The organism is Glutamicibacter sp. AGC46 (assembly GCF_053543715.1).
This window is the reverse complement of the sequence record NZ_JBLVOJ010000001.1, coordinates 50462-75663: the sequence shown is the minus strand read 5'-3', so window position 1 is coordinate 75663 and position 25202 is coordinate 50462. Positions and strand designations below refer to the sequence as shown.

Annotated in this window: 27 protein-coding genes and 1 pseudogene; 19 read left to right on the top strand and 9 right to left on the bottom strand. The window is 55.6% G+C overall.

What is annotated here, in order from left to right; all coding sequences use genetic code 11:
- On the top strand, window positions 1-318 hold a 318-nt coding region (locus tag ACNPM8_RS00375; RefSeq protein WP_448939016.1), incomplete at its 5' end, for a hypothetical protein.
- Window positions 319-324: 6 nt separating this feature from the next.
- Here ACNPM8_RS00375 and ACNPM8_RS00370 read toward each other — a convergent pair.
- The 5 genes from ACNPM8_RS00370 to ACNPM8_RS00350 form a co-directional block, all read right to left on the bottom strand.
- Window positions 325-810, bottom strand: coding sequence for a hypothetical protein (locus tag ACNPM8_RS00370; RefSeq protein WP_448939015.1), 486 nt, complete (start codon window positions 808-810; stop codon window positions 325-327).
- 92 nt (window positions 811-902) lie between these two features.
- On the bottom strand, window positions 903-1394 hold the full coding sequence (locus ACNPM8_RS00365) for a hypothetical protein (protein WP_448939014.1): 492 nt from the start codon (window positions 1392-1394) through the stop codon (window positions 903-905).
- A gap of 1202 nt (window positions 1395-2596) precedes the next feature.
- Window positions 2597-3994, bottom strand: coding sequence for a P-loop ATPase, Sll1717 family (locus tag ACNPM8_RS00360; protein WP_448939013.1), 1398 nt, complete (start codon window positions 3992-3994; stop codon window positions 2597-2599).
- A gap of 482 nt (window positions 3995-4476) precedes the next feature.
- A complete protein-coding gene (locus ACNPM8_RS00355) occupies window positions 4477-5424 on the bottom strand; it encodes a DUF1963 domain-containing protein (protein WP_448939012.1) in 948 nt (315 codons plus the stop codon).
- A 44-nt stretch (window positions 5425-5468) separates the two neighbouring features.
- A complete protein-coding gene (locus tag ACNPM8_RS00350; protein WP_448939011.1) occupies window positions 5469-6749 on the bottom strand; it encodes a hypothetical protein in 1281 nt (426 codons plus the stop codon).
- Window positions 6750-7285: 536 nt separating this feature from the next.
- Between ACNPM8_RS00350 and ACNPM8_RS00345 the strand changes: the two genes are divergently transcribed.
- Entirely contained in the window at window positions 7286-7441 is a 156-nt protein-coding gene (locus tag ACNPM8_RS00345; RefSeq protein WP_448939010.1) for a recombinase family protein, read from the top strand.
- 130 nt (window positions 7442-7571) lie between these two features.
- Here the strand turns inward: ACNPM8_RS00345 and ACNPM8_RS00340 are convergent, their stop codons facing one another.
- The 3 genes from ACNPM8_RS00340 to ACNPM8_RS00330 all read right to left on the bottom strand — a co-directional run bounded on the left by ACNPM8_RS00340 (window position 7572) and on the right by ACNPM8_RS00330 (window position 11332).
- Window positions 7572-8606, bottom strand: coding sequence for a hypothetical protein (locus tag ACNPM8_RS00340; RefSeq protein WP_448939009.1), 1035 nt, complete (start codon window positions 8604-8606; stop codon window positions 7572-7574).
- 871 nt (window positions 8607-9477) lie between these two features.
- Window positions 9478-10593 carry a hypothetical protein gene (locus tag ACNPM8_RS00335; protein WP_448939008.1) on the bottom strand — a complete coding sequence of 372 codons (1116 nt, stop codon included), beginning with the start codon at window positions 10591-10593 and terminating at the stop codon, window positions 9478-9480.
- Window positions 10594-11074: 481 nt separating this feature from the next.
- Window positions 11075-11332 carry a hypothetical protein gene (locus ACNPM8_RS00330; RefSeq protein WP_448939007.1) on the bottom strand — a complete coding sequence of 86 codons (258 nt, stop codon included), beginning with the start codon at window positions 11330-11332 and terminating at the stop codon, window positions 11075-11077.
- 381 nt (window positions 11333-11713) lie between these two features.
- Here ACNPM8_RS00330 and ACNPM8_RS00325 point away from each other — a divergent pair.
- The 12 genes and pseudogenes from ACNPM8_RS00325 to ACNPM8_RS00270 form a co-directional block, all read left to right on the top strand.
- Window positions 11714-12052 (top strand): annotated as a pseudogene (locus ACNPM8_RS00325) (IS110 family transposase); the annotation flags it as partial.
- A 92-nt stretch (window positions 12053-12144) separates the two neighbouring features.
- Entirely contained in the window at window positions 12145-12327 is a 183-nt protein-coding gene (locus tag ACNPM8_RS00320) for a hypothetical protein (RefSeq protein WP_321171380.1), read from the top strand.
- A 151-nt stretch (window positions 12328-12478) separates the two neighbouring features.
- The gene (locus tag ACNPM8_RS00315) at window positions 12479-13918 is read left to right on the top strand and encodes a hypothetical protein (RefSeq protein WP_448939006.1); all 1440 of its coding nucleotides are present in this window, start codon (window positions 12479-12481) and stop codon (window positions 13916-13918) included.
- Window positions 13919-14143: 225 nt separating this feature from the next.
- Window positions 14144-14467 carry a hypothetical protein gene (locus ACNPM8_RS00310; RefSeq protein WP_448939005.1) on the top strand — a complete coding sequence of 108 codons (324 nt, stop codon included), beginning with the start codon at window positions 14144-14146 and terminating at the stop codon, window positions 14465-14467.
- A 534-nt stretch (window positions 14468-15001) separates the two neighbouring features.
- Complete coding sequence (locus ACNPM8_RS00305) at window positions 15002-15595, top strand: AAA family ATPase (protein ID WP_448939004.1); 594 nt, start codon at window positions 15002-15004, stop codon at window positions 15593-15595.
- Complete coding sequence (locus ACNPM8_RS00300) at window positions 15592-15828, top strand: toxin-antitoxin system HicB family antitoxin (RefSeq protein WP_448939003.1); 237 nt, start codon at window positions 15592-15594, stop codon at window positions 15826-15828. The genes ACNPM8_RS00305 and ACNPM8_RS00300 overlap by 4 nt, the downstream gene beginning before the upstream one ends.
- Before the next feature lie 456 nt (window positions 15829-16284).
- Entirely contained in the window at window positions 16285-16671 is a 387-nt protein-coding gene (locus tag ACNPM8_RS00295; protein WP_128471551.1) for a hypothetical protein, read from the top strand.
- Between the two features lie 52 nt (window positions 16672-16723).
- The gene (locus ACNPM8_RS00290; protein ID WP_443461053.1) at window positions 16724-16891 is read left to right on the top strand and encodes a hypothetical protein; all 168 of its coding nucleotides are present in this window, start codon (window positions 16724-16726) and stop codon (window positions 16889-16891) included.
- A 16-nt stretch (window positions 16892-16907) separates the two neighbouring features.
- Window positions 16908-17132 carry a glutaredoxin-like protein NrdH gene (gene nrdH / locus ACNPM8_RS00285; RefSeq protein ID WP_443461054.1) on the top strand — a complete coding sequence of 75 codons (225 nt, stop codon included), beginning with the start codon at window positions 16908-16910 and terminating at the stop codon, window positions 17130-17132.
- Between the two features lie 356 nt (window positions 17133-17488).
- Entirely contained in the window at window positions 17489-18499 is a 1011-nt protein-coding gene (locus tag ACNPM8_RS00280; RefSeq protein WP_448939002.1) for a DUF4192 family protein, read from the top strand.
- A 490-nt stretch (window positions 18500-18989) separates the two neighbouring features.
- A complete protein-coding gene (locus ACNPM8_RS00275; RefSeq protein WP_013350250.1) occupies window positions 18990-19232 on the top strand; it encodes a hypothetical protein in 243 nt (80 codons plus the stop codon).
- 426 nt (window positions 19233-19658) lie between these two features.
- Window positions 19659-19961, top strand: coding sequence for a hypothetical protein (locus ACNPM8_RS00270; RefSeq protein ID WP_013350251.1), 303 nt, complete (start codon window positions 19659-19661; stop codon window positions 19959-19961).
- Between the two features lie 61 nt (window positions 19962-20022).
- Here the strand turns inward: ACNPM8_RS00270 and ACNPM8_RS00265 are convergent, their stop codons facing one another.
- Entirely contained in the window at window positions 20023-20670 is a 648-nt protein-coding gene (locus ACNPM8_RS00265; protein ID WP_096257432.1) for a hypothetical protein, read from the bottom strand.
- Between the two features lie 293 nt (window positions 20671-20963).
- Here ACNPM8_RS00265 and cmtR point away from each other — a divergent pair, with 293 nt between their 5' ends.
- From cmtR to ACNPM8_RS00240, 5 genes are read left to right on the top strand one after another with little or no spacing between them, the layout of a single operon-like run.
- Complete coding sequence (gene cmtR / locus ACNPM8_RS00260) at window positions 20964-21323, top strand: Cd(II)/Pb(II)-sensing metalloregulatory transcriptional regulator CmtR (protein ID WP_448939001.1); 360 nt, start codon at window positions 20964-20966, stop codon at window positions 21321-21323.
- Window positions 21320-23287, top strand: a complete 1968-nt coding sequence (locus ACNPM8_RS00255) for a heavy metal translocating P-type ATPase (protein ID WP_448939000.1) — start codon at window positions 21320-21322, stop codon at window positions 23285-23287. Before cmtR ends, ACNPM8_RS00255 begins: the two co-directional genes overlap by 4 nt.
- 44 nt (window positions 23288-23331) lie before the next feature.
- Complete coding sequence (locus tag ACNPM8_RS00250; RefSeq protein ID WP_448938999.1) at window positions 23332-24027, top strand: DsbA family protein; 696 nt, start codon at window positions 23332-23334, stop codon at window positions 24025-24027.
- Window positions 24028-24057: 30 nt separating this feature from the next.
- Complete coding sequence (locus tag ACNPM8_RS00245) at window positions 24058-24696, top strand: vitamin K epoxide reductase family protein (RefSeq protein ID WP_448938998.1); 639 nt, start codon at window positions 24058-24060, stop codon at window positions 24694-24696.
- Between the two features lie 48 nt (window positions 24697-24744).
- Window positions 24745-24978 carry a GDCCVxC domain-containing (seleno)protein gene (locus tag ACNPM8_RS00240; RefSeq protein ID WP_448938997.1) on the top strand — a complete coding sequence of 78 codons (234 nt, stop codon included), beginning with the start codon at window positions 24745-24747 and terminating at the stop codon, window positions 24976-24978.
- Window positions 24979-25202 lie beyond the last annotated feature (224 nt).

Here is a 25202-nt window from a genome sequence, read left to right as displayed (position 1 = left end):
GTTTGGACGGATTTGGTTCCGTTGGTGTTGTTGCGTTCTGTCGAGGACAGTGGTGCCGGGGCAACGGTTCCCGTCTGTGCTGCACGCTGTGAGCTGGGTGCGATGGTGCTGGTAGTTGAAGATGCAGTTGAGTGGCTCGGTGGTACTGCTGCTGCTTGTGCGCCGGCTGCTCCGCCGAAGCTCATTGCCGCAATGATTGAAATCGTCACCAGTGATTTTGTGGCTTTTTTCATCGATAGTTCTCCTGCTCTCTTGTTGTTGTGTTTTAAGTCGATTTGTCGATGCTTGACCTGGAATCGACTGGACGTCGAGCCTTGAGGTTGATTAGAGCCCGACTACCCAGAGCAGCGTGTCGTATAGGGCGTTGCCTCCCAGGCCTCCTGTCGTTGCATAGACAACGTTCTTTATCTTCGCGGGAACTTTGGTGTTCCACCAGTTCACGAATACGGTGCGGCCCTTGTTTAGCTGAGTTCTAATGGCGTTGTACCATTTGACGTTGGTCCGCTTGAGTACCTGCATGCCTGCTTTGACGGCCAGGCGAATGGCGATTGGCACTGCAGCAGGGGTGCCCACATTAGTTTGGACGGATTTGGTTCCGTTGGTGTTGTTGCGTTCTGTCGAGGACAGTGGTGCCGGGGCAACGGTTCCCGTCTGTGCTGCACGCTGTGAGCTGGGTGCGATGGTGCTGGTAGTTGAAGATGCAGTTGAGTGGCTCGGTGGTACTGCTGCTGCTTGTGCGCCGGCTGCTCCGCCGAAGCTCATTGCCGCAATGATTGAAATCGTCACCAGTGATTTTGTGGCTTTTTTCATCGATAGTTCTCCTGCTCTCTTGTTGTTGTGTTTTAAGTCGATTTGTCGATGCTTGACCTGGAATCGACTGGGTGTCAGGATTTTTTAGAGGGCTAATTGAGCCCGACTACCCAGAGCAGCGTGTCGTAGAGTGCGTTGACCCCGACGCCTCCTGTGGCGCCATAGACAATCGTTTTGATCGGTTTAGGAACTTTGGTGTTCCACCAGTTCACGAATACGGTGCGGCCCTTGTTTAGCTGAGTTCTAATGGCGTTGTACCATTTGACGTTGGTCCGCTTGAGTACCTGCATGCCTGCTTTGACGGCCAGGCGAATGGCGATTGGCACTGCAGCAGGGGTGCCCACATTAGTTTGGACGGATTTGGTTCCGTTGGTGTTGTTGCGTTCTGTCGAGGACAGTGGTGCCGGGGCAACGGTTCCCGTCTGTGCTGCACGCTGTGAGCTGGGTGCGATGGTGCTGGTAGTTGAAGATGCAGTTGAGTGGCTCGGTGGTACTGCTGCTGCTTGTGCGCCGGCTGCTCCGCCGAAGCTCATTGCCGCAACGATTGAAATCGCAGTGGCGGATTTCAGAAATGGGTTTTTCATCCTTTTTGCTCCGTTGGTCGTCGGAATCTTTCCTTATCGGACTAGATTTACAACAGAATCCTTACATACTAATTCATTAAAGTCACGAGTTTTATATAAAAATTCACCTTGCGTAAAGGTCTATGCAACATGCCTGGCCGTGGGCTATCTTCAACTATGCGCCCGCCAAAAACGGGACAAAATAGTCGCGTGAAGAACTCCAAGAGCCGTTGTCGTGGGGCCGTCAATCTTGAACATGTCGGTGTGGAGATTCTGCCTAAGCACGGTTCAGTTGTCCTTATTTCGGAAGGCTGGTGCGATTCACTGATGGAATCGATCTAACTCTTGCACTTACCTGGGCACACAATCCGGACCTAAATATCCGACCATGAATTTATAGATTCGCGAGCGAAAGACTGCTGACCTGGACCAGGATCGGCCGGAATAACTACCTTCCACTGGCGGATCTAGGAACGCAGAACGCTCAAGGCGTACGAGTACCTTGATCGAGAATTTGCTGTGTGGTGATCCGTCGAGGGTATCGGAAGGCTGAGCCATTGAAGTGCGCCCTAGCCCGCGATTGATCGCACCGCGTCAATGAATCGAACTGACTAGTCTTATTGCCGATGATCGTGCATTGACAGTCCTGCGGATCAGATTCAACGCTGCCCCGTTTCAAGCCCAGGAAACCTACCAGGTGCGCAATTGAATCGTACCTCTCGAGTGCTTGACACCCGAGCCGATAATGCACGTTATGTAAAGCACTAAATGCTTTATTAGTCTTCACCGCACATAACGAACTTTCGGGTAACGCCTCGCATTGATCCCCAACTCTGGCTTGGCTGAGGTTTATGAGTAGTCGTATCCATCAAGTTGGTGTCACCCCTCATCCCAAGGGGCCACAACACTTCAGTGAAAATGTATGCGTTAACGTTCTAGTTAATTCCCGGGTATTGCACATTTCGCAAGTATGCGTGAGAAGGACAACCTAGATCGATCGCGGAAGATGGCCGATGGTTAACCTGAAAAAATGTTCTATTTGCCCCGCACTGTGGGAATAATTTCGCCCGAAAACTTGCCCTACCCTGCAGAACATTGCTGCCTAGATCTGATACGAAAAAGGCTAGCTCGCCTACACCCCGTCCTTGATGCTGTGACGCCCCTGGGAGGTTCTAAGTTGATTTCTTAGAACAAATTCGGTGGGTTCCCACTATATATAGTTGCTAGGCATCTAGGATTCCAAGTTCCTTCAAGAGCGCTGGATGCACGCTCAGATTGCCCGTTTCTTCGATTTTGAGAGAGCGATCGTTGAAACGATATGCAGTTTTCTGATTGGCCCGAAGGACGCCCACTGCTGAGGCTTCGAACAGAAGATCTCGAACTTTTGTCAGAGAAGATCGGTTAATTCCGTGCCTAATTGCGGCTTCGTCCCACGCGTCCAATGAAGTTTTTCTGCGTTCTAACGCCTTCAGCGAGTTCACCACGGCTTCCATATCTTCGACATGTTCTGAAATCTCATCCCGCAATTCATCGAGAATGTGCTCGCTGTATCTAGCTTCGGCTGTGTATATATCCTCTTTTTCAATCCGAGAATGTCCATTAGCACTCGCAACCTCGAGGGCGAAAATCGCGAACGCGACTATATCTCTAGGTCGACCCATAACTCGTTTCAGAAGATAGTTCTGCGCGCTTGTTCCTTGTCGCATTTTTTCCGGGGTGAATATCGTTTCCCAACCAAGCCCTTCAGGTGTACCCGCAGTCTTACGGATTCGTTCCTCGATAACTTGCGCTAGATCGTTGTTATTCCAATCTAGAGTGACCGTATCTTGGGTAAACTTATTCTTGTCGTTAAAACCTATTCGTTCCCAAAGGTCTGTGCGTAAGAACACAATTGCGGGGGCTGTCCCGTCTTGCTGTAAGTCATCTGCGAGTTGCCGCGCGGCTCTTGCAGCCCCGCCGATGAGCTTGAGCGAATCTTCAGAACCGTCCCAAGCATCGTCAAGTCGATCCACCAGAACTGTAATCGGTCTGATTTTAACGGCTTTTACAAGTACTTCCTGCAACTGATCGATCAGCTGACGGGTCGTTGCTTCAAATGGCTTAGCAGTTTTCGGGTCAACACTGTAACCACCGAAATCAACAACCCCGCCGATAGAAGGAAGTTTGATTTCTCGAACCCGAGCAAGCCATCCAAAAATAGCTCGTAGGGGGGCCTTATCTGGGCCTGCTCCTAACTTTCGTATCAAGCGTCTACCGCGCCACCTGAGACGAAGTGGCATAGAGGAATATCCCTCGCTGAACATAGCAATGATGAACGCGAACCGCCAAGATTCAGCGTATTTAAAAGCGTCCACCACAGCATCATCACGAAGCGCTTTATGAGCAGTGAATACGTAATCTTTAAGGTCGAGTTCAACAACAGTGCCTTTTGCATTTGATGCCACATACCTAAAAAGTGCACTTTTACCGGATCCTTTGCGTCCTAGGACGAGATATTTTCCTGTTAATGCTTTTCCTGCCGCGCCAACCGAGACGAAGTAGTCGAGTAGGTTTTGGTCTTTTTCGGCATCTATACGTCCAAAGTTAACGCGGTCCAGTGCCTTTGGTGATGAATCAGTCATTGTATAAAGCTACCCGAAGTCAGTCGATAGGATCGTGATTCTATACACGCGCCTTTCGGGCGTTGCTTCTCAGATACGTGCCGTCTAACTTCTTCGAGCATACCTCCGGTATGATTTTCCGCTTCCATGCCTGCAACGCAGGAAATTCATTTCGAAATCGAAGAGCTTCAAGATGTATCAACGGACTGTCTGAAACGTTCGTTTTCGACACAGTGAGCAGTCACCCAGGGTGAAAATTTCTGACAGTTGAGAACTCAACAGATTTCCACGGTTCTTTCGTCGCAAAACTCAGTGCCACAAACTATGCGTCGAAAGATTAGCTGCCAACCGACTATTGAACCGTCCGTTCCGCATAAGCACAGATCATTCCGGACAGTAACTAGACTTGTCCACTACGCCGACGTCCGTCAACGACAGAAAGCGCATCACGACCTAGCGTTACAGGTCTCGATGCGCTTCCTAAGTCGTGCAGGGGTTACCGGCTACGCGTCAGTGCGGATCAGGCACCACACATGATCGAAATTCCTCGCGTCTAGATCTGTCCGGCGGATCCATACCTGAACCGGCCGCTCGTGGAACCAACCAGGTGTCGGGAAAGTCCTTGGATTGATCTCGAAAAGCAAAACATGTTCATCCGACGCATCCGTGAGCGGCAACAACGTGGCCAGCTGCCCGTTGTACTCCTCACGGATTTCACACGCACTCCAGCCTGACATCCTGCTGATGCGTTCATCCGGGATGAAATCTGGATGCTCCGGGCGATGATCCGGAAGCCGAGCTTCGAACCTTAACAACCTGTTGTAGATCTCGAACTCGGTAAGCTCTACGAAATCCGCATAGAGATCAGCTTCTTCCTCGGATCTGAAATCGACACTGAACTGATCCTTGAGATTCATGAACCCGTCAATGTCCAGCGGCATCAACGGAATCGAGAGGGCTGCATCACCAGAAGGTTCCATGAATGCGAAGGTTTCGACCTCGTCATTTTCGGGCACGAAGTACCGAATCGCCCAAGGCGGATTCAGAAGGTCTTCCACGTCTTCGGGTTCGCCCATGTTCTGCGTGTCGTGGAAGAACTGGATGATGCCTTCGTTCGGAAGACCTGTGGGCACGAATCCAGGATCTCCCACGTTCATGGATTCGTATCCGAGGTCGACTTGGGCAATATGCGTGAGCGGTATCCCGTCGGAACTTCTCGGCCATTCCCGGCCATTCTCAAAGGGTTGACCGCCGAACCAGGAGGCCCCAAACCGTGTAGGTTCCTTATCCAGTTCCTTGCGCATTCTCTTTGGGTTATTGAACTCCATGACGCCAAGTCCAAGAGAAACCTTAGGTTCAATCTGGACGCTGGGGAATTTTGCCTGAACCAAGGACAGGTATTCTTCGGGGTCATGCAAGTACAGATAGGGATCCGGCAGTTCATCAGTCATTAGGACCCCGCGGTCGAGTATGTGTTTCCATCTTGTGACTGTACCTACCCAACCTTGACTCCACAAATACTCATGAGTTCCATACCCAAGGCATGCGCATTTCGTTCACTGTAGTGCTTTGCCAAGTAATTCCTGAGAACCATGGATTTGGATGTGGAGGAGAGATTAGAAAGCCCCAACCTTGCGAGTTGATCTTTCGAAAGCTTCTTGATGGTTGTCCCCATGAGGGGGGTGATGCATTTTTTATGTATGTTCTTAGGTATCTGAACAAGGTTTTGCTTGTTCTGGACAACCCAAGTTGGAATTCTTCCCTTGGTGTTTTTCACCATGTTTTGTTCGATTATGTGATGCCATTCGTAACCACTCTTGGCGTTGCCATTTGCTCTTTTGAATGCAGCGAACGAGTTGTATGAGTGGCTTTTTGAGAATTTTGCACCTTTCCTTAAAGTAAATCCCTTGGCAGCAATGAACGAACCCTTGTAGGCTTCCAGACTTCCTGCGGAAACCTTAGGCTTGAATCCTTGCTTGATAGCGACCTTGCGCGCTGCTTCTTGGGCAGCCTTTTTTGATGCGGCTTTCACCGATATTCTCGCCACGCCATTGGCCACAGGAATTAATACAAACCACCATGGGTCTGCGGTTACTGGATAAGCAGCGCCTTGGTGCTCCACTATCTGAATTAAGGTGTCATCAGAAACTTCATATCGAGTGGGGACTGATTTACCATCAGCATCTACAGCCCAAGCCGGCGCAAAGACACCGAGCTCAGATCCCGCACCATCAACCGCTGTAACCGTCCCATCCGATGTTTCTAATAATCGCCCACCTTCAGGGAGATCGACTGGGAATTCGTATCGCGTATCAGCTTCCGGACCACCAATTGTAATCAGCTGTCGAACGGATGTTGCTTCAATGCCTTCGACCCTAACAGGGACATTGTCAACAACAACTTTCGCTTGAGGAGATTCTGCGTCGTAGATGATAGAACCATTGGGTAGCTGTTCTCCATGGCCCTCCGCAGGAATCCCGATTTGCACGCCGGACCTGCCATTTTCTCCATCGATCTGTATTGCTTCAGAGGCAGACAAAGGTACATGCAGGCCTTCGACTTTTTCTCCTAGAGCGATTGGTGCGCTATCCTCGCTGGTCGCCGATGAAATGTAGGCATCTTGCTCGATCTCAGCTTCCGTTATGATGCCTGGTTCATCTGCCGCTGCTGGATATGCAACCAACCCAGTAAAAAGAAGGCTTGCGGTGACCGTCATGACGATTTGTTTACTGAAAAGCGTCCGTAACGCTTTTTTACTATTCGTCCCTGCAGACATGGTTCTCCTCGTTGAATAAATGCTTTTCACGGATTTGCGTGAGTGAGCAAGGAACGCTTTCACAACGGTCCTGAAAATAAAGTACCTGAGATTAGGTAAGCGCTATCTAAGACACACCTGCGTGGGCGAAGAATGAATTCATTTCGGATGAAAAATTTATCTATGTCTTGGATTGGTTAAATGAATGCTACCAATTTCCGATACATCGAGCGGGGGAAAAGTTGTTATAGGGCATGTGCTGCTGTCCCACACTTCCCTAAAATAGTCCACTCTGCGAGAATGCCACTGGTTGCTGCATTCCGATATTTCATGGAATATGAATTCGATGATTCATCGGTATCCGAGAAGCTTGAGCTACTAATACAGTAAAGTAAAGTCTTGCAACTCAAAAGTTGCAAGACGTCTCGCCGCCCCACACTCCCCCAATCAAAAATCTGCGCAAACTCAACGGTCCAAGAGTCTTGCAATTATTTTTCGCAACTAAAGACGTAGAATCATGTCTGCACCATTAGTTGCGAGACACCTGCGAAGGGCCAATGCCCAAACTGATCGGCTGCGTCCGCGTATCCACCAAAGCTCAGGACGTTGACCGGCAAATTAAAGACCTCCTCACCGCCAGCATCCGCCGCGATGACCTCTACATTGCCCACGGCCAGTCCGGAGCATCCGCCGAACGTTCCTGGGTGGGATGAAGCGCATGCCCTGCATCCAGATGGAACTCTCGTGATCACCACCCTGGACCGGCTCGGACTATTCACCCAGAAAATGCTCGAACTCTCCCTTGTAGCGGGTCTTGGGCTCGCGCAACGCTGGGGTCCAGGCCTACTGGCGTCCGTCGACGGGATGCGGTTCGTGGTGCCGGTGGCCCCCGTCAATGCGCACCGCGGGATTGTCGGTCACCTGCTCGGCCGCCGCACGGTAATGGGCGTCCAAGCGGTGACGGACGGTCTCAAGGTGGTCGGTTGGCTCTTCGGGTAGCTGCAGTGCCCTCAAGGTCTTTTTTTGGGTGGCTTGCCAGGCCGGATTGGTCAGCAACCGTGCCCGGGGGCCCCAGCTACGCCCACCCATCACGAAGATGTCCCTGCGCTGCAGCGCCTTATGGACGGCCTCCATCACCGCCTCCGTGTAGGCCTTGCGGTCGATCCCGTCCGAAACCGTGACAAGGCGCTGCCACGTCGGAGAGAGCACCGACAAATCAACCTCGGCCAAGTCCTTCTTACGGCCGTCCAGGATCTTTGGCAGTGCTGTCAGCGCCGCCAACGTTGGTGTACCGCCCGCAGTGGCGGCGAAAGGCGCCGCCACGGCCAACGCCGGCAGGAAAGAGCGCACGGTGGCGAACCGCCGCATCATCTCGGCTGCGGTGTCAGCCTCAGCACCCTCAGGATTTACAACCTCGTTCACCACCTCCAGCGCAGCGCGTAGCTCGGGCAAGGACACCTGAAAGGCCAGCACCAAGGAGGCCTCGGCACCGGCATATTCCGTATTGCCCAGAACTTCGACCAGCGTTTTCGCGGCCTTCGCCAACTGCAGCGAGGGCTTGGGCAAACGGGGTAGGGACTTCAATCGCGCGGCAATGGATTTTCTGGTTGCCTTGCGCAGAATGCGTTCGGTGACGATCGCTTCCAGGGCATCACACAAATCATCAGCGACCTCCGACGTCAAGACGCGCACGGCACAAAACAGTGTCGCGCCCCGGCGCTGCCCCGACAGCCCTCGAATCGGAGAGGCCTTGCCCACCAACCCGTAACAGGCCAGGGCATTCATCCGGCCCTCGGGGATCATCTCCACATCAACTGATCCGGCGCCCAGTGCCCGCAAGCGACCCAGCCGCTCCAACTGCCGCAACATTTCCGGCACCGATACCCTCGTCGGCCCGGTCCGCAGACTTTCCCACGCGGTCAACCGTGTGCCCCCTCCCCAACGCGCAACAGGCCTTCCAGTTCCAAAAGTCGGCATCGTCCAACCAACAGAACGTTCAAGGTCCTCTGTGGATACCTCGTCTGGGAATCTGCCGACGCCCCGGTCTGCTCATCACTTAGAAAATCAACCACCATGGAACCCATGCAACAGGTCGCGAATGCCTTAGCGTGAATTTCCGGGCGAATCTTCTCCAAACCCCGAGTGGTGCAGCGAATTGCTGTCATTGGAGTCGGTAGACGTGTTGTGGTGCTGAGCATGAGGTGCAGTCTCGGGCGAAGTCGGGCGCTGTTAGGTGTTTGGTTCTGGTCGAGTTCGAGGAGATGTTGGGCAGGAACCTGGCTCTAAAGGCCCAACAGGAGCTGTCGCCTACTCCTCCGACAGCCCTGAAAGCTACTAAAACATACATGTGGGAAGGTACAATTTTCACCAGATGCATAAATTATATGTATCGCTACAAGCAAGACTCGAAAGGAGCCACGATGCGGAAGCGTGAACCCATGTCACTGGCCGCCCTGGTAATCGGCCTCCTTGTTTTACTGGGATTCGGCGTGAGCGCTGTTGTTCTGGCTGTGTTCCAGCCATGGGCAAGGTGCGTTGAAGAGGATTCATCAATGGGATGCCCTCCGGCGGCTGGCGGATCCATCCTGTTGATCGCAGGCCTTGTGGTTGTTGTTGCAAGTTTGGCCGCGCTATGGTTCGCGCCGCGCATTCAGTCCAACTTGGCCTTGCGGGTACGTTAGATTCAAACAAAGTAAGAGCGACTTGGTGCCCAAGGGGCTTCAAGTCGCTCTTACTTTATGCGTGGCTGTTACCAGTTGCAACGGTGGAACGCTGCATTCCAACCCCAGCCCGAGTTATTCGACCGGGCCCGCTCCAGGTTCCAGTCATCGGCCCAGTTATAGAAACCTCCAAGGACGTGACAGCTGTATTGCTGATAGAGCGTGGCCTTGTTGGTCATTGTGGTTGAGCCGAAACGCTTCTTCCATTCGGCCCAGCCTTCGTTGCGCATGATGCCTTGACCTGCAATTACGCCGCCGACCCAGCCGGCTTCGTCTCCAGCTGAACCGTTGTGGATGTCTTGGCCCCATTTTGTTTTTGTGCCTGAGTAGACCACTTGGCTATTCCAGCGTTTTGAGGTGTTAAAGCTACCGAAAAGCGCCCGCCCCATGTACGGGTCGGCAACAATCGGGTAGGTCACGCTCTTGACCTTTTTTGGAGATACGATCTGGGTCAGCGCACCATCCTCAAAGGAAATCTGAGTTGGTACCGATTTTCCGGTAGCGTCTTTTGCCCACGCAGGGGCGACCATCGAAACAACCTCACCGTTGGCGTCGGTGAAAACGATCGAGCCGTCGTCATACTGATGATGAGAAGTCCCGGACGGAAGGTCTAATGCATAGGAGAAGGAATGAGGGGAATCAGCGTCTTCCAGGACGGTGTGGATGCGCGCTCCGCCTTCCACGCTTTCGGCAGTAACGACTACTCCGGACTTGGCATCTTGAAATGCCACGGCGGAATCAAGTTTTACGCCGTCGTTTAGATCAAGGTCGGATGGCAGATTGATGCCAACGGCATTATCGGTCCCTTCAGGCTCGTAAACCAAAGGGACGTCGGGGTCCGAATTGATGGTGGTTCGGCCTTGGGATGAACGCTCTGAACTGAAACTACGGGCCGATGACGCAGATTCAGTTATTGAGCTGATGCTCGACCTTTTTTCTGACAGGGATGTCGAGAGCCTTTGTGGCGTCTGGTTTCGCAGGTAGTCTCCACGGCTGTCATGTGGTGTGACCTTCTGGATTAGGGTCAGAGTTTTTTCGAGATCGGCTTCGCTCATGTCTTTTTTAGCCGCTTGAGCGGCAACACCAGTCGAAATAACGAGGACTCCAGAAAGCGCAATGGAGCAGAGTGCCTTTGCGAGTTGCATGTGATGATTTCCTTCTATCTGTGTAGATTACATCTATTCTTTCACTTTATTTGTAGTTAATCTAGATGGTGAAAGTTCCATGCGTTCGAAGGGGAAGAAGCAGCCCTGGGCAGCTTGCAGACCCTGTCTTGTACACGCACACTAGCGCGAAGAGCGACCCATATGTTTGGGCTTAACCTCGACTGCGAATCAGAGCCTTATTTGTGGCGTCATGAATCCATGTTAGGAGTTTCACTAAGGGGTCGAGCCGCCGAAATCTGCCTACCCCAAGCCCCCAGCGCTAGCGGCGAAGGTCATATGCCAACTGGTGAGCGTTGCATTGAGAAGGACCTGCTCTTAGTTTTCCACCAACTGGCGGGAGGCTTGCTTGGCGATGCGCACCAGTACAGCGAGGGTGACTGTTTCACTGGTTGCCTCAGTGGCCGCGCGATCGATGGGCAGCGTAGCGATGAACGGTCTATCTGCATGGCCGCGAGCAGTTCTACGCAAAGGCTGCGCAGTGTTCCCGGATGACGGTCGCCAGGTCAAGCGATCCGAGGCATCCAAAGGATGGTGTTGAGGTGCCGATCCTTGGCCAAAGCTGCGGTAAGGGTCTCAATTCCAAAGCAGTTTCGAACTCGGCGCGCAAGGTCTGCGAGGTCACGAAATGGCTGTAGTAGTTCCGGTGAGCAGTGTTCGGTGCCGAAGTCGCGGTGGTCTGCGCGGAAAGGTATTCGGCTCGGGTCAGGAGTGCAGTCATGGGGCGGCTCTTGTCCTTAAGGGGTGGTGGTTGGGAATATGAATCGGCGTTCTTCCAGGAGTCGTCAGACGCCCCGGAACGCAGTCATTCGAGCTCCACCCGGACCGACCTGTGGCCGGCCCAACTGCAGCCCGTTATCTTATTGATAGCCCCTAAAAAGAGGATTATAGGGACTGTCGGCCGAGCAATCTCGACATGGTGTCCTGCCCTGCTTATCCAATAGTCCGGGGGGGTGTTGCCACCGAGATTGGGATGGCAGCAAGGTGATTGCTGAATAGGGGCGCGGCACCTAAATGGACGCCTGTCATAACGTGGAAGTAAGACTTTGCTGCCTGCGGTTGGTCGACTTTGGATCGAAACTAGTTCAAAGGAGCACTAGTCATGATCACCATGGACATCGACAACTTCCTCGGGCTAGACGTAGGGAAAACCGACCACTGGGTCTGTGCCGTCATTAAGGTCGGCACCAAAGTCTGGAACAAGGTCGACGACGAAGCTAAACTCGTCTCGGTCTACCAGGATCTCAGTGCCAAAGGCACCCTCCTGGTTTTCGTGGACCAGCCAGCCACCATCTGAGCCCTCGCTGTCGAGGTCGCCCAGAACCTTTGCATTCCGGTGGCTTACCTGCCTGGTCTCTCGATGCGGCCCATCGCAGACATGTATCCCGGGACAGCTAAAACTGACGAGGAAACAAACGGAATCTTTAAAAAATTAAGCCGTGTCGCACATATCTTAATGATGTCGCTATCTCGTATTGTTGAGCTATGAGCTCCCCACGACGACCCCGAGGGTCTGTAAACGACCCTATAGCGTTGGGCTGGAAAGTACAGCGAGAGAACAAAGATTTCTTCACTGACTTGGCAGCCAAGGCTGGGCTGTCCGGCGCAGCAATGTTCGATCTAATGATCGAGAATATTGAACTTGATGAGCGCGGCCTACCTTCTTGGGCCCCTCAAAAGGATGACGAAGGAAAATTGCCTATCGACAAGCCTTAAACAGAAAAGCCCGCGCATTGCGCGGGGCTGAAATTCTGAATCCGATCTATGTCTCTCGCCAAAGTTACTACAGATCGTGATTTACCACGAAGCTTCCGGTTACCAAGCCAGACGCTCCCTCTTCTTTACCCTCTTACAGGAAAGACGTTGTATGTCTATAGTAGCGCCTCCGCGCGCCCAATCAAGCACCCAAGCCACTGAAACACGCCGAAACAACGCGATTCAGACCACAAAAAGGCCTCATTGGGACACCCGACCGTGCAACGGGCGCATCGCAGCGATCCAAAAACACGTCACCAAAGGGCACAAACCCTTCCTCAAAGCAGACACCCCGGACCACTTCACCCCCAAGGGGAAAACCCAGTTCAACGCCTCCAAAGAAGCGTTCGCCACCAAGCACAACCAGACCCTAGCCCCGGTCCGCATACGCCGCGTCTCCCGCGCCCAAGAAACCTCCGACCGTGCCATCAACTGGGCCATCCCCATTGGTAGTCGAAAAGTCGACCACACCGCCCAAGCCTGGCGCGCCACACGCTCCATCGACGAACACCTCGCCAAACGAGCCGACCGCCAACGCAACACCCTCGCCGTCCTCTGGGTCCTCCTGCGCTACACCGACCACGACACCATGACCGCGCGCATCACCTGGAACACCATCGCCGACAAAGCACGCATCAGCCGCGCCACCGTCGGAAACGTCCTCTACGACCTACGCACCTGGGGCATCATCGGCATCGTCGCATCTGGACGCTCCGCGGAATACGCCGCCAAAGCCGGCCAAACAGCAACCAACGAAGCCCCCGTCTACGTCATCTGCCGCCCCGCCGGCCTCGGACTACGCCCCCAAGACACACCCGACACCACAACCAAGAGCCCCAACCTAGTAACCCCAAGTCACACCGCCTGTGGAAATAACTTAGAACCCCTCCCCGTAGGGGGGTTAACCACTTACGAAGTAAGTTCCTACACGCGCACGCGCGAGAAAAACACTCACAATGAGCCGCTACGCGGCACTGAAAAACTTTTTGGGCACGGCTCCGCCGTGCGAACTCACCACAGCGATGATCGACCAGTCGAACTGTGGCCAGCTCACAGAACGATCAGCTCTAGAGGACAGGGGCTATCGGCTGCCGCTGAAATCTTGCGTCGGATGCCAGATTTTGCCCGTTTTTCCAAGAAAAACGTGCTCAACATGTTCAAAGCCTTCTTCTCCAACGGATGGACAATCTCAGACATCCAGCACGCCCTCGAATGGCGCACCACACCAGGCCTGCACGGCAAAGAAGCCTGGGGAGCACTCCCCCAGCACAACCGTGAAACCCAGTCCTACATCGACTACTGCCGGATCTTGCGCGCAGCGATCCTGCACCGCATGAACCAATGGCGCACCGCCACCGGAGAAATCATGCTCAGCCGATCCCAGCGAGCCACAGCCGCCAGCAGCCACGCGCGCGCCGCCGCACGAGCCGCCGCCGAACGCCGCGCCCAGCAAGCCGCGCAGCGCCCGCAACTGCGCACCACCGCTTCCCGAGGCGCCGCAACCGCACGCGCCGCCCTAGCCGCCGCACGCCGAACCGGGGCATGTTCCTAGCCTCCTGCCCACATGGGCACGACAAAAGCTCAACCGCAAGCGGCTTTTCTCGCACACATGATGGACAGCAGGAACCAAACGACCGACCGCACACAAGCCACACGTTTAGTACTCGAGTTAGCACACGACACGCGAGCATGACATGTGCACGGATCTCTGACCAGGCACCACTCACCAGAAAACAGCGAAGCCCAAACTGTCCGACAATACACCTAGACTTGCCATATGCCCGAAGGAGAAGCAATGACCCCTTACGCAGCAGACGAAGCAGCGCTAAAAATGCGCGAACAACGCCCCCTCCTTTTCGCAGCGCCACTGATCCCCGTCCTGTTGATCCTGGGCGTGATCATCTCAGGATCGCTCACAGTACTTTTCGGAATCGCACTAGCAGCGGTGATCATGGCTGTAGCCTGCTTAATGCGTAATATTTGGCAGACAGCGCACTTCCAGGGCTACAAAACCACGACCGAAAACCGAACACTCACAATCCTGGGATACAGCGCAGTCCCCATCGTGCTTATTGCGCTCATACTCAATATCTTCATCTAATCAGCACACCAAAAAGGGCCGGCCGCAAGCCCCCCCCTTTTTCGCGCATCTACTCCACGTCTCGCACAGCCCAGGAACCATCCCGAGGATGCTCCACCAGATCCCATGTCAGCAGATCCGAGCGGGGATTAGAGCCTAACCGCACCTGCACCCGCCACACCGCAAAATCAATAGGATCAGCAGCCCCCTTCTTAATTCTGAACGAGTGGTCTTCCCACCAGTTCACCCGCTCAAAATGACGGCCCGGCTCGCCCACGACCTGCCAGACACGGCCGCCGCGCCTAATCCTCCACGGCACACCGGCCGCCGTAAAACGCACCTCAACAAATTCGTCAGAAATAACGCGCCAAGGCTACTCCCCCGCTCCGACAGATAGATCCGCATACAAAAATCTTGCTAGCTATTTTGAAAAATAGGTTGCAAGAATGCTAGCAAACTAGTACGCTAGAATTCGGTAGAATACTTGCAAGCTAGCTTGCAATTTTGCGTTATTGCATGCAAAATATCTTGTGTGCAAATGATTAGGAGGCGAAAATGGCAACAACCATTGCACTCGTGCAAACCAAAGGCGGCGTAGGCAAAACGACCAGTGCCATCTATCTCGCTTGTGCGCTAATTGCCCTGGGCTTCACTGTCGAGCTCTGGGATACCGACATGCAGGGTTCTGCCACTGAATGGGCTGAAGACGCTCAGGAGGCTGGCACCCCACTGCCGTTCCCGGTCGAGATAGTGAACATCGCCAAACTGAAGCGGCTTGCCGGCAAGAGCACCACGGATTTCGTCATCATCGACACTCCCCCAGGAGATCCGGCAACTATCGATGCTGCAATCAAGATTGCTGATGTGGTCATCATGCCAACAGAGCCAGCGGTCATGGATCTACGACGACTGGTCGCCACGAACGCAAACTTGCCGGCCGACACCGCGCGGATTGCCCTTTTCACCAAGGTCAACGAACAAACTGTCGCACTCAGGGATAGCTTAGAGTTCCTGGAAGGCAGCGATCTAGCCCTGTTCGGCACCCGAATCAAGCACCGCCAGGCATTCAAGACTATTCCAGGCGAAATTCCCACCGACCTGATGGGCTATGAAGAAGTGGCCAAGGAACTAATGGAGGCACTGTCATGAGCAGCCTTAAAGACAAGATGAAGCCAGCTGTGAAAACTTCAACCGAGAAGACTGCCTCGGTGAGCGAGAGCTTCAGGACCCCAGAATCAAATGAGCCGGAGATGAAGCCGCTCAACGTGCGGATACCAAAAGAGCTGCATACTCAGATCAAGCTCTACGCTGCGGCTAACGACATCAAACAGCAGGTTCTCGTGGCGCAAGCTCTCCAAGAATTCCTCGAGAAGCGTGCTTAAGCCGCCCATGAGACAATAGATTCACTTCCTTTCCTTGGAAGCAAACCGAACCCGACCGCCTTCCTATGCGGTCGGGTTCGCCTTTTGGTACCCGAAACCTGGTACCGGTTTCCTTGCCCCGATGCCCGATTGTTGCACGTCTGAAAGCCCAGTCAAGGGCGCTGCGCGTCGCTACGCGATGGGCTAGCGCCCACCCCTGACAGAACTTTCAGGCGTGCATTTTGGCATGTATCGGAACAAGGGGAACCCATGCAATCACGCGTAAAAGTTGCGTTGACCTGGTAAGCAAGTTTTCTAGAATGCTTGAAAGATAGCAAAAATCTTTCAATAAAAACAGCAAACTAGCTTGCTAGCAAGATAGCAATCTGGTAGAATCGAAGTATCAACAGGGGATAGGAACCCACGCTGGAAAGACCAGCTCGGGCCTCAGTTGAGAACCAAGGAAAGGCAGTCACAATGACTAGCATCGAATTCGCCGGCCCGCAGTTGCCACTCGATGACTGCGCAGGAGACGGCTACGACTACATCGAAACCGCCGAAAAAGCAGGCTGGACGGTCATCTCGCAGTGGGGAGGTGAAGGCTACGACTTCGGCGCATGGCCCTACATCATCGGTTTCGCCCGACAAGCCCAGGATGCCAGCGGACAGCGCCACTTCGGATACGGCCTCTACGTTGAAGGCGACACCACCACCAAGTATTTCGACAACTTGGAAGCGTGCAAGGAAGCCATAGACCGCGACGCGCACTTCTTCTGGAAGACCGGACAGAGCGACGGCCCTGAAGGAGTCCCCGAGCAATTCGAGAAGCTACCCGAAAAATATCGCGGACTACCCAACGACTAGCCAACCGCCCCGCCGAAAGGCGGGGCACCACGCCCCTGAAAGCAGGTCACCAATGACTACCGTTGCCCCTTATGTCGTGCTGAACTGCCCAGTCACGGAAATTCTCGGATTCTATGACACGGAGGAAGAAGCCAGCGCAGCAGCGACAGCATTCGGACAATGCAGTTTTGCCTACAAGCTCAGTCCCCAAGAAATCACCGCCCTGGAAGCCCAGGCCTAGCACTAGGAAGAAAGCCATGAAATCGACTGTCACCGTCTACAGCAAGCCTTCTTGCGTCCAGTGCAACGCCACCTATAGGGCGCTAGACAAAAAGGGCATCAAGTACGAATCGATCGACATCAGCCAGAACGCAGAAGCGCTCGAATATGTCCGATCGTTGGGATATGTGCAAGCCCCTGTCGTGGTCACCGATCAAGATCACTGGTCAGGATTCCGTCCGGATAAGATCGATATTCTCTAAGCGGAGTTTTCCTTGCCCCGATGCCCGATTGTTGCACGTCTGAAAGCCCAGTCAAGGGCGCTGCGCGTCGCTACGCGATGGGCTAGCGCCCACCCCCTGACAGAACTTTCAGGCGTGCATTTTGGCATGTATCGGAACAAGGGGAACCCATGCAATCAGGCGTAAAAGTTGTGTTGACCTGGTAAGCAAGTTTTCTAGGATGCTTGAAAGATAGCAAACATCTTTCAACAAAAACAGCAAACTAGCTTGCTAGCAAGATAGTAAACTGCTAGAATTGAAGTATCAACAGGGGATAGGAACCCACGCTGGAAAGACCAGCTCGGGCCTCAGTTGAGAACCAAGGAAAGACAGTCACCATGGCTACCATTAATGACAAGGTAGGGATTGCGAGCCTCGTGCGCTCAGCCCTGCACCTTGACCCCACCGATTCCGTCGTGCTGGTGCTCTGCGCCAACAGCTCGGTACTGGCCACCCTGCGCATCGACGCACACCCTGAGACCGAAGCTTCGGAGTTCGCCTCGTCAGTGATTCGGATTCTCGCCTCGATTAGCGAGCCGATCGATGCGACCATTCTGGTCAGCTACGAGGGCGACAAGGCTATGACGTTCGCCCAGTACGACGAACTGAGCCAGCGCCTTGACTTAGCAGGCGCACCCATCGCCAAGGCTGTTCTGGTCACCAACGGGCAGATCATGGACTACGACGGGGACAGTACCGACGCAGTGGATTACGCCGAGGTCTACACCAACCCGTTCACCCTCGAAGCTATGCTGGCCACCGGATCGCTTCGGCTGGCCGAGGATGCACCGCAGTGCACGGAAGCCACCGAGGCCACCATGGATGCCAAGGCTGAGCGCATCGCGCAGATGGCGGGGGAGGACTACCTGAGCATTCAAGCCCGGGGTATTACTGCCATCGCCCTTCAGTTCGGCAACGACATGATGCACCAGATCGCCCGCTACCTCGATCACGGGAAAGTCACCGAGGACATGGCCGGCTGGATCGCCGGAACCTACGCCCTGCGCATGGGACGCGACACCGCCACCGCAGCGCTGGCCGGCACCGCCGGCACCGAGCAGGAGCTGGTCGAGCTGCTCATGGGAGATGCGATGATCGCTGATCGGAAGATCTTCGATGCCGGCGCAGCGATGCTCTACGAGGCGCTAGAGTTCCTGGCCGGCGATGACCGCCCTAACGTTTTGGCAGCGCTGGGATGGACTCGCTGGATGGCCGGACAGGGCACCGAAGCGATGAAGTTCTTGGATCAGGCACTAGCCATTGACCCGGAACACCGGCTCTCACACTTGCAACGGCGACTGTTCACCAGCGGGAAGCTACCGAAATCGGCCAGCACACCCGATAAGTAAATAACCGGCTAAATGAGGGGCAACCAAGCCCCTCACTTAGCCATATCCCCAGCACACCAAGGACAATAAAACCTATGACTAGCGACCCCAGCATCTGGGAAAGAAACCTGCAAGCGGACACTGAGCGGTTGCAGAAATCGCGCGCGGCGGCCTCCGCCGCCAGCTCCCCCGGCCGCCGCGCTCAAACCTCACCCCCGGTACCGAACCCCTGGGACGTTTTCACTCACCAGAGCAAACCCTATCGAGTGATGCGGCTACAGCCCGGAGACTACCCAGGCCACCCCATCCAGCCACATCAAGCCGTAACCGCTCTCATTCATACGCCCACCGGAACCCCACAAATTCACGGACAGGCCACCGCCCGCACCCCGCACTTAGTGCACGTGGTCTGGGAGGACGAGAAAGGGGAGACCTACGGGACGTGGCTGCCGCACTTGTCGGTCACGTTCGATAATCTTCCTCCGTACCCCACCACCGAAGGACAGCAACCATGACTCGCAACGCCTCAGAGATTTTCGATGATCTCAAAGCCCTGGCCAACGAGCTGGAAGACCTCGCCGCTACCGGACGCATCACCATGAGCACCGACTCGTGGAACAAGGACTATCCCGACACGAAACAAGCCGTCGCCCAAGCCCTGGCAACGCTACAGGTCGCGATCAACGCGACCTGCTGGATGGAAACCCTACCCGAAGCCGAATCAACCGCGACGAAACCAGGGCATCGCGGTTAAGCCTCCTGCCCACCTGTGCACAGCAAAAGCCCAATCGCTGCGCTGCTTTTCCTGCACCCACGTGGACAGCAGGAACCAAACGACCTCCCGCACGCAAGCCACAAGCTGCGGTACCTGAGTTCTCCTTCGACGGCGGATCGTGGCCCGTGCATGGCCTCTGATAAGCGAATATCACTTGCCAGGCCACGAGGAACACCTATCATGGGCACATCATCTTAAAGGAGTAAGACCACGTGGAGGTATCAGAGTTAACCCTTGGCGCTGCTGGGGTTCGTATGATGCTAACTGTGAGAAAGCTCTAACAATGACAGTTCGTGGCGAAAAAAGATCCTTGGGTCCATCGCAATCGTAACCTGTCGGAATTCATTATCAGAGATCTTCGCTACCGTAACTAGATTGTTTGCTTGGAGGACTTAGGATTATTCTATGGAGACATTTAAGCGTCAAAGGTATGTTGATTACCTAGTGAACGAACGTGGGTATGAAGCTCGCCTAACTCCGTGGGGAATCTATATCGAATATCCCAATTTTGACGATAATGGCACGGCGGTCGTCAAATGGAGGGTTACGGAAAATGAACTTGCCGGTTTGAACGGGATTAGAATGCCGCGAGGCTTTACCGGCGGCGAACAGTATGCGTTCTCGGAGTTGATAGCAGCTCTTCATACTTTCACTGGTTCACGGGGAACCATGTACGGGGCAAGTATGAGAATAGAAGCAGAAGACTGAGAAGGGCTATGGCGCACATGCGCCATAGCCCTTCTTGTTAGAACTTACCAGCGAAGCTTGATTATTTACCGCAAGCTCGGTTCACACTGTCGGGATGAGATGTGATGAGACGGGAATTTGTGGCTGAAACTGATGCCGTGACGCCGACTTTTTTTATGATCCGCCCACGGGAATCTCGAAGTTCATAAACCCCACCGTACCGAATAGTTTTATTGCCGCTTTGGTATTTCTTTAGGCATGACCATTTTAAGGCTTCGTTTGTTGCCCAATCCGCGAAGTCCCTCCAGTTCGCACCTAAGGATTCCGCCTGGTTGTTCCAGTCGTTCATGTGGCCAGCTTTGATATGCCGATAGCCCCAACCGATATTTTTACCTTTGACGACTTTGTTTGTGCCACAACGTAGGTAGGCTGTACGTCCCGAGACTCCTTTAACCGTTTGCCTACTGAAAGTTCTGACGAGCTTTTCGTTCTTATCGAAAACGCCACAGGGTGACCAGTATGCTGCGGGTTGCGCGACCCCTAACTTCTGTTCAATGTTGTCAAAGTAGAACCGTTCTCCACTTTCCCCGACAGCATAGGCTGGGACTGCCTGTGTTTCTACGAAATTTTCTGGCTCCATCTGGGCTGCATTAGCTGGCGCGCTCAGCAACGAGCTACCTAGCAGAAGAGCGCCGAGAGCAATTGAAGTGATTTTTTTCAAAAGTTTCACCCATCGATCTGTTAGTTGCCTTAGTCAATCATATTGATTAGCTTATACTGAGCTTCAACATTCAATCCGTATTTGACGAGGTATTGAGCGCAATTAAAAAATTTTGAACAGTCGATGCTTTGAGTAGTGTAGATGATTCAAAAACGATCGTTTTTGATGCGCCCTCAAACCGAATGTCCTGCGGGGCGGTGTTCAAGAGAGTAGCGAGCCACCTGCCTCAGCCAGGAGCTCTTCGAAATTGGCGCTGGCATCATCAACTTATTACAGTTCATCGCTTGCTGTATAATCATTGTATGCTGACCATTACTTCTCGACTCGACGTGATGAACCGGATTGGCCGCGCGATGGCCGACCCGACCCGGTCGCGTATCCTCATGACTTTGCTGGAGGGGCCGGGCTACCCGGCCGAACTGTCCCGGACCTTGGGCTTGAGCCGCTCGAACGTTTCCAACCACCTGGCCTGCCTGCGCGATTGCGGCATCGTGGTGGCGGAAGTCGAAGGACGCCAGACCCGCTATGAAATCACCGACCCGCACCTGACCCGCGCCCTGACCGCATTGATCGACGTGACCCTGGCGGTCGATGAGAGCGCCGAATGCCTGGACCAAGGGTGCCCGGTGCCCGGTTGCTGCGAGAGTGGGGAAAGCGCATGAGTGACGCATGCTGCGCGCACGAAGAGCCCAAAGAACAGCTCACCGAATCCGAGGCCAGCACCCGGTGGTGGAGGGATCGCGGAGTCATGATCCCGGTCGCCTCCGGCGTGGCATTTATCGCCGGACTAGTGACTCAGTGGTCAGGGGCAGAGATTCCCGCGCTCGTGCTTTTCTGGGCCGGTCTGCTGCTCGGTGCATGGACATTCGTGCCCGGGGCAATCCGCAGGCTGGCCCAGGGCAAGCTCGGCATCGCGCTGCTGATGACCATGAGCGCCACCGGCGCCGTCATCCTCGGCTACATCGAGGAAGCCGCCGCGTTGGCGTTCCTCTACTCAATCGCCGAAGCCTTGGAAGACAAGGCCATGGACCGTGCCCGCAATGGCCTGCGGGCCTTGCTGAAACTTGTCCCGGAGACTGCCACCGTGCTGATTGACGGCAACGCGACCGTAATCCAGGCCAGGGAGCTCAGCATCGGCCAGCTGCTGCTCGTCAAGCCCGGGGAGCGGATCGCCACCGACGGGGTCATCCGCACCGGGGCCAGTGCGCTGGACACCTCGGCGATTACCGGTGAATCCATCCCCGTGGAGGTCCAGGCGGGAGACAAAGTTTCCGCCGGGGCGATCAACACCTCCGGCGTCCTGCAGATCGAAACCACTGCGGCGGGCACCGACAACTCCCTGACGACCATTGTGCACCTGGTCGAACAGGCACAGGCCGAAAAGGGCGAACGCGCCCGTCTGGCCGACCGCATCGCCCGCCCGCTGGTTCCCGGAGTGCTGATCCTCGCTGCACTTGTCGCGCTGATCGGCTCGCTCCTTGATGATCCGGAAACGTGGATTATCCGCGCCCTAGTTGTCTTGGTCGCCGCTTCCCCCTGCGCCTTGGCCATCGCGGTACCGATTACCGTCGTCTCGGCGATCGGAGCGGCCAGCAGGTTCGGCGTCATCATCAAAAGCGGTGCGGCCTTCGAACGGTTCGGTACAATCGGCCACCTCGCCGTGGACAAGACCGGCACGCTGACCGGCAACCAGCCCACCGTCACCGAAGTTCTCGCCGTCGAAGGAACCAGCAAACAGCAGGTCCTGGCTTGGGCGGCCGCCCTGGAGCAGCACAGCACCCACCCCCTGGCTGCCGCCATCACCCACGCCGCCCCGGGAACGGCGGCAGCCACCGGGGTCACCGAGCAAGCCGGGCACGGCATCGGCGGCACCGTTGACGGCAGCGACGTGCAAGTCGGCAGCCCGCGCCGGTTCAGCGCAGGTGTACTCAGCGATCAGGTGCAGCACCTTGAAACACAGGGCATGACGGTTGCCGTCGTTCAACGTAATGGTGCGGTTGTTGGAGCCATCGGGGTGCGCGACGAGCTGCGCCTCGAGGTGCCCGAGGTGATCCGGACACTCGCCGCCGCAGAGCTCGGCGTCACCATGCTCACCGGAGACAACCTCCGTACCGCGCGCGCCCTCGCCTCACAGGCGGGCATCGAGGATGTACGGGCGCAGCTGCGTCCCGAGGACAAGGCGAAAGCCATTGGTGAACTGAATGCGGCAAAGCCCACGGCGATGATCGGGGACGGCATCAACGATGCCCCGGCGCTGGCGGCCGCGGAAGTCGGGATCGCGATGGGGGCCACCGGCTCCGATGCCGCGATCGAATCCGCCGATATCGCGTTCACCGGCCACGACCTGCGCCTGATCCCGCAAGCCATCGCCCATGCCAGGCGCGGCCGGCGGATCATGAACCAGAACATCGTGCTCTCGCTGCTGATCATCGTGGTCCTGCCGCCCCTGGCCATCACCGGTGTGCTCGGCCTCGCGGCCGTGGTTCTCATCCACGAGGTCGCCGAGGTCATCGTGATCCTCAACGGACTGCGCGCAGCCCGGACGAAATCGAGCCGGACTTCCCGGCCGAAGATGCGCTCAACGAGCATGCAAGCATCTACTCTCAGCGACCACCACACCCCGTAGCCTGCCCTGCCCGCCGGAACACAAGCCAAAGAACGGAACACCACATGAACAGCCCCACCACTTCGACGACCCGTGCCCCGAAGAAAACCAAGATCGTCGTCTGGATCCTGCTGGCCGTCGCCGTTATCGCCGCGGTCATTGGCTACTTCGTCGCGCAGAACAATTCCACGGCCGCGACTCCCGCCGCCACCGACGCCGCCGCCACCGAACAGCAGGTCGTGCGGGAGAACAGCCGGGTACTTTCCCAGGCTCCGGACGAGAATGCGGTCCTGGTGGAGTTCCTGGACTTCGAGTGCGAGGCCTGCGGCGCGGCCTACCCGTTCGTTGAGGAACTGCGCGCCGAGCACTCGGATAACGTCACCTTCGTCCAGCGGTACTTCCCGCTGCCCGGACACCTGAACTCCATGAACGCCGCTGTGGCCGTGGAGGCAGCAGCTCAGCAGGACGCCTATGATGACATGTACAAGAAGATGTTCGACACCCAGACCCAGTGGGGCGAATCCGCGGATAACAAGAGCGCACTATTCCGTACCTACGCCGAAGACCTGGGACTGGACATGGCCGCCTACGACACCGCCGTCGCCGACCCGGCCACCGAGGAACGCGTGAAACTGGATATCGCCGATGGCAAGGCCCTGGGCGTGACCGGCACCCCGACGTTCTTCCTCGACGGAAAGATGCTCAACGTGCAGAGCCTGGATGAGTTCAAGGCCGCCGTCGCAGCGACGGTCGCCAATTAGCCACCGTCGCCAGATCCGGAAGAAGACACCATGAGTACACCTGCCACTTCTGGCACCTCGGCCGGCCCCCGTGACCCAGCGATCCGCGTGCCCCGCTTTGCCCGACCGCGCACCTTCGGCTTCGTGCTGCTGGTTACCGGGGCCGTGGGCTGGGCCGCCTCGGCCATCCTCGTCTTGGAACGACTGGCCCTGTATGAGAACCCGGGCCACGTCACCAGCTGCGATGTGAACCCGTGGGTTTCCTGCGGGCGGGTCATGGGAACCTGGCAGTCGGAATTGTTCGGCTTCCCTAACCCATTGATTGGCATTGTCGCCTTCGCGCTGATCTTGGCCACCGCCATGGTGGTGCTCTCCGGAGCAGCGCCGGGGCGCTGGTACTGGGCAGGTCTGCAAGCGGGAGTGAGCCTGGGGACGGTGTTCGTCATCTGGCTCTGGAGCCAGGCCCTCTTTGAGATCTATATTCTGTGCCTGTATTGCATGGTGGTCTGGGCGGCCATGATCCCGTTGTTCATCCTGCTCACGGTCCGCAACCTCATCCACGGTGTCATTCCCGCTCCGCAGGTTCTGGTCAGGTTTGCGGCCGAGTGGGCTGGAACGCTCGTGGCCATCGTCTACGTCCTGGTCGCAGGGTCGGTCTTTGTGCGGTTCCTCCCCGCTTTCACCGGTTAGCCGGTTACCAAAGCAACGGGGGTCGTCAGCCTCATTTTCTACCAACCTATGGAGAGTCAAGAAATGTCCGTCGAATTAAACTCCGTTGTGTCGTGCCCGTCGTGCGGCGCAACCACTGCCGTTCAGATGCCGACCGACGCATGCCAGTTCTTCTGGGCATGCCCCAGCTGCGGGGAACGTCTACGCCCAGCGGAGGGGGATTGCTGCGTTTTCTGCTCCTATGGGACGGTTCTTTGCCCACCCAAACAGCAGGAGCGGGGGACGACAGCAAACAAGGCATGAAACCGTAATTGGTGCGAACCGTCAATCACGGATTAAGCGCCCATAGATCCAGTGCCGGTCCACTTTCGTGAAATCGGGGTAGTGAATCCGAATGGATCGACTTGAGCATCTGCAAGGGTAAGGGGGCAAAAAGCCTTGGAACCCCGGACCACCCGCGTGAATGTACTATCAACTTTGTGCGGCGACGCGAACGCCGTTGCGCAACGGGAATGGCGGGGGCCCCC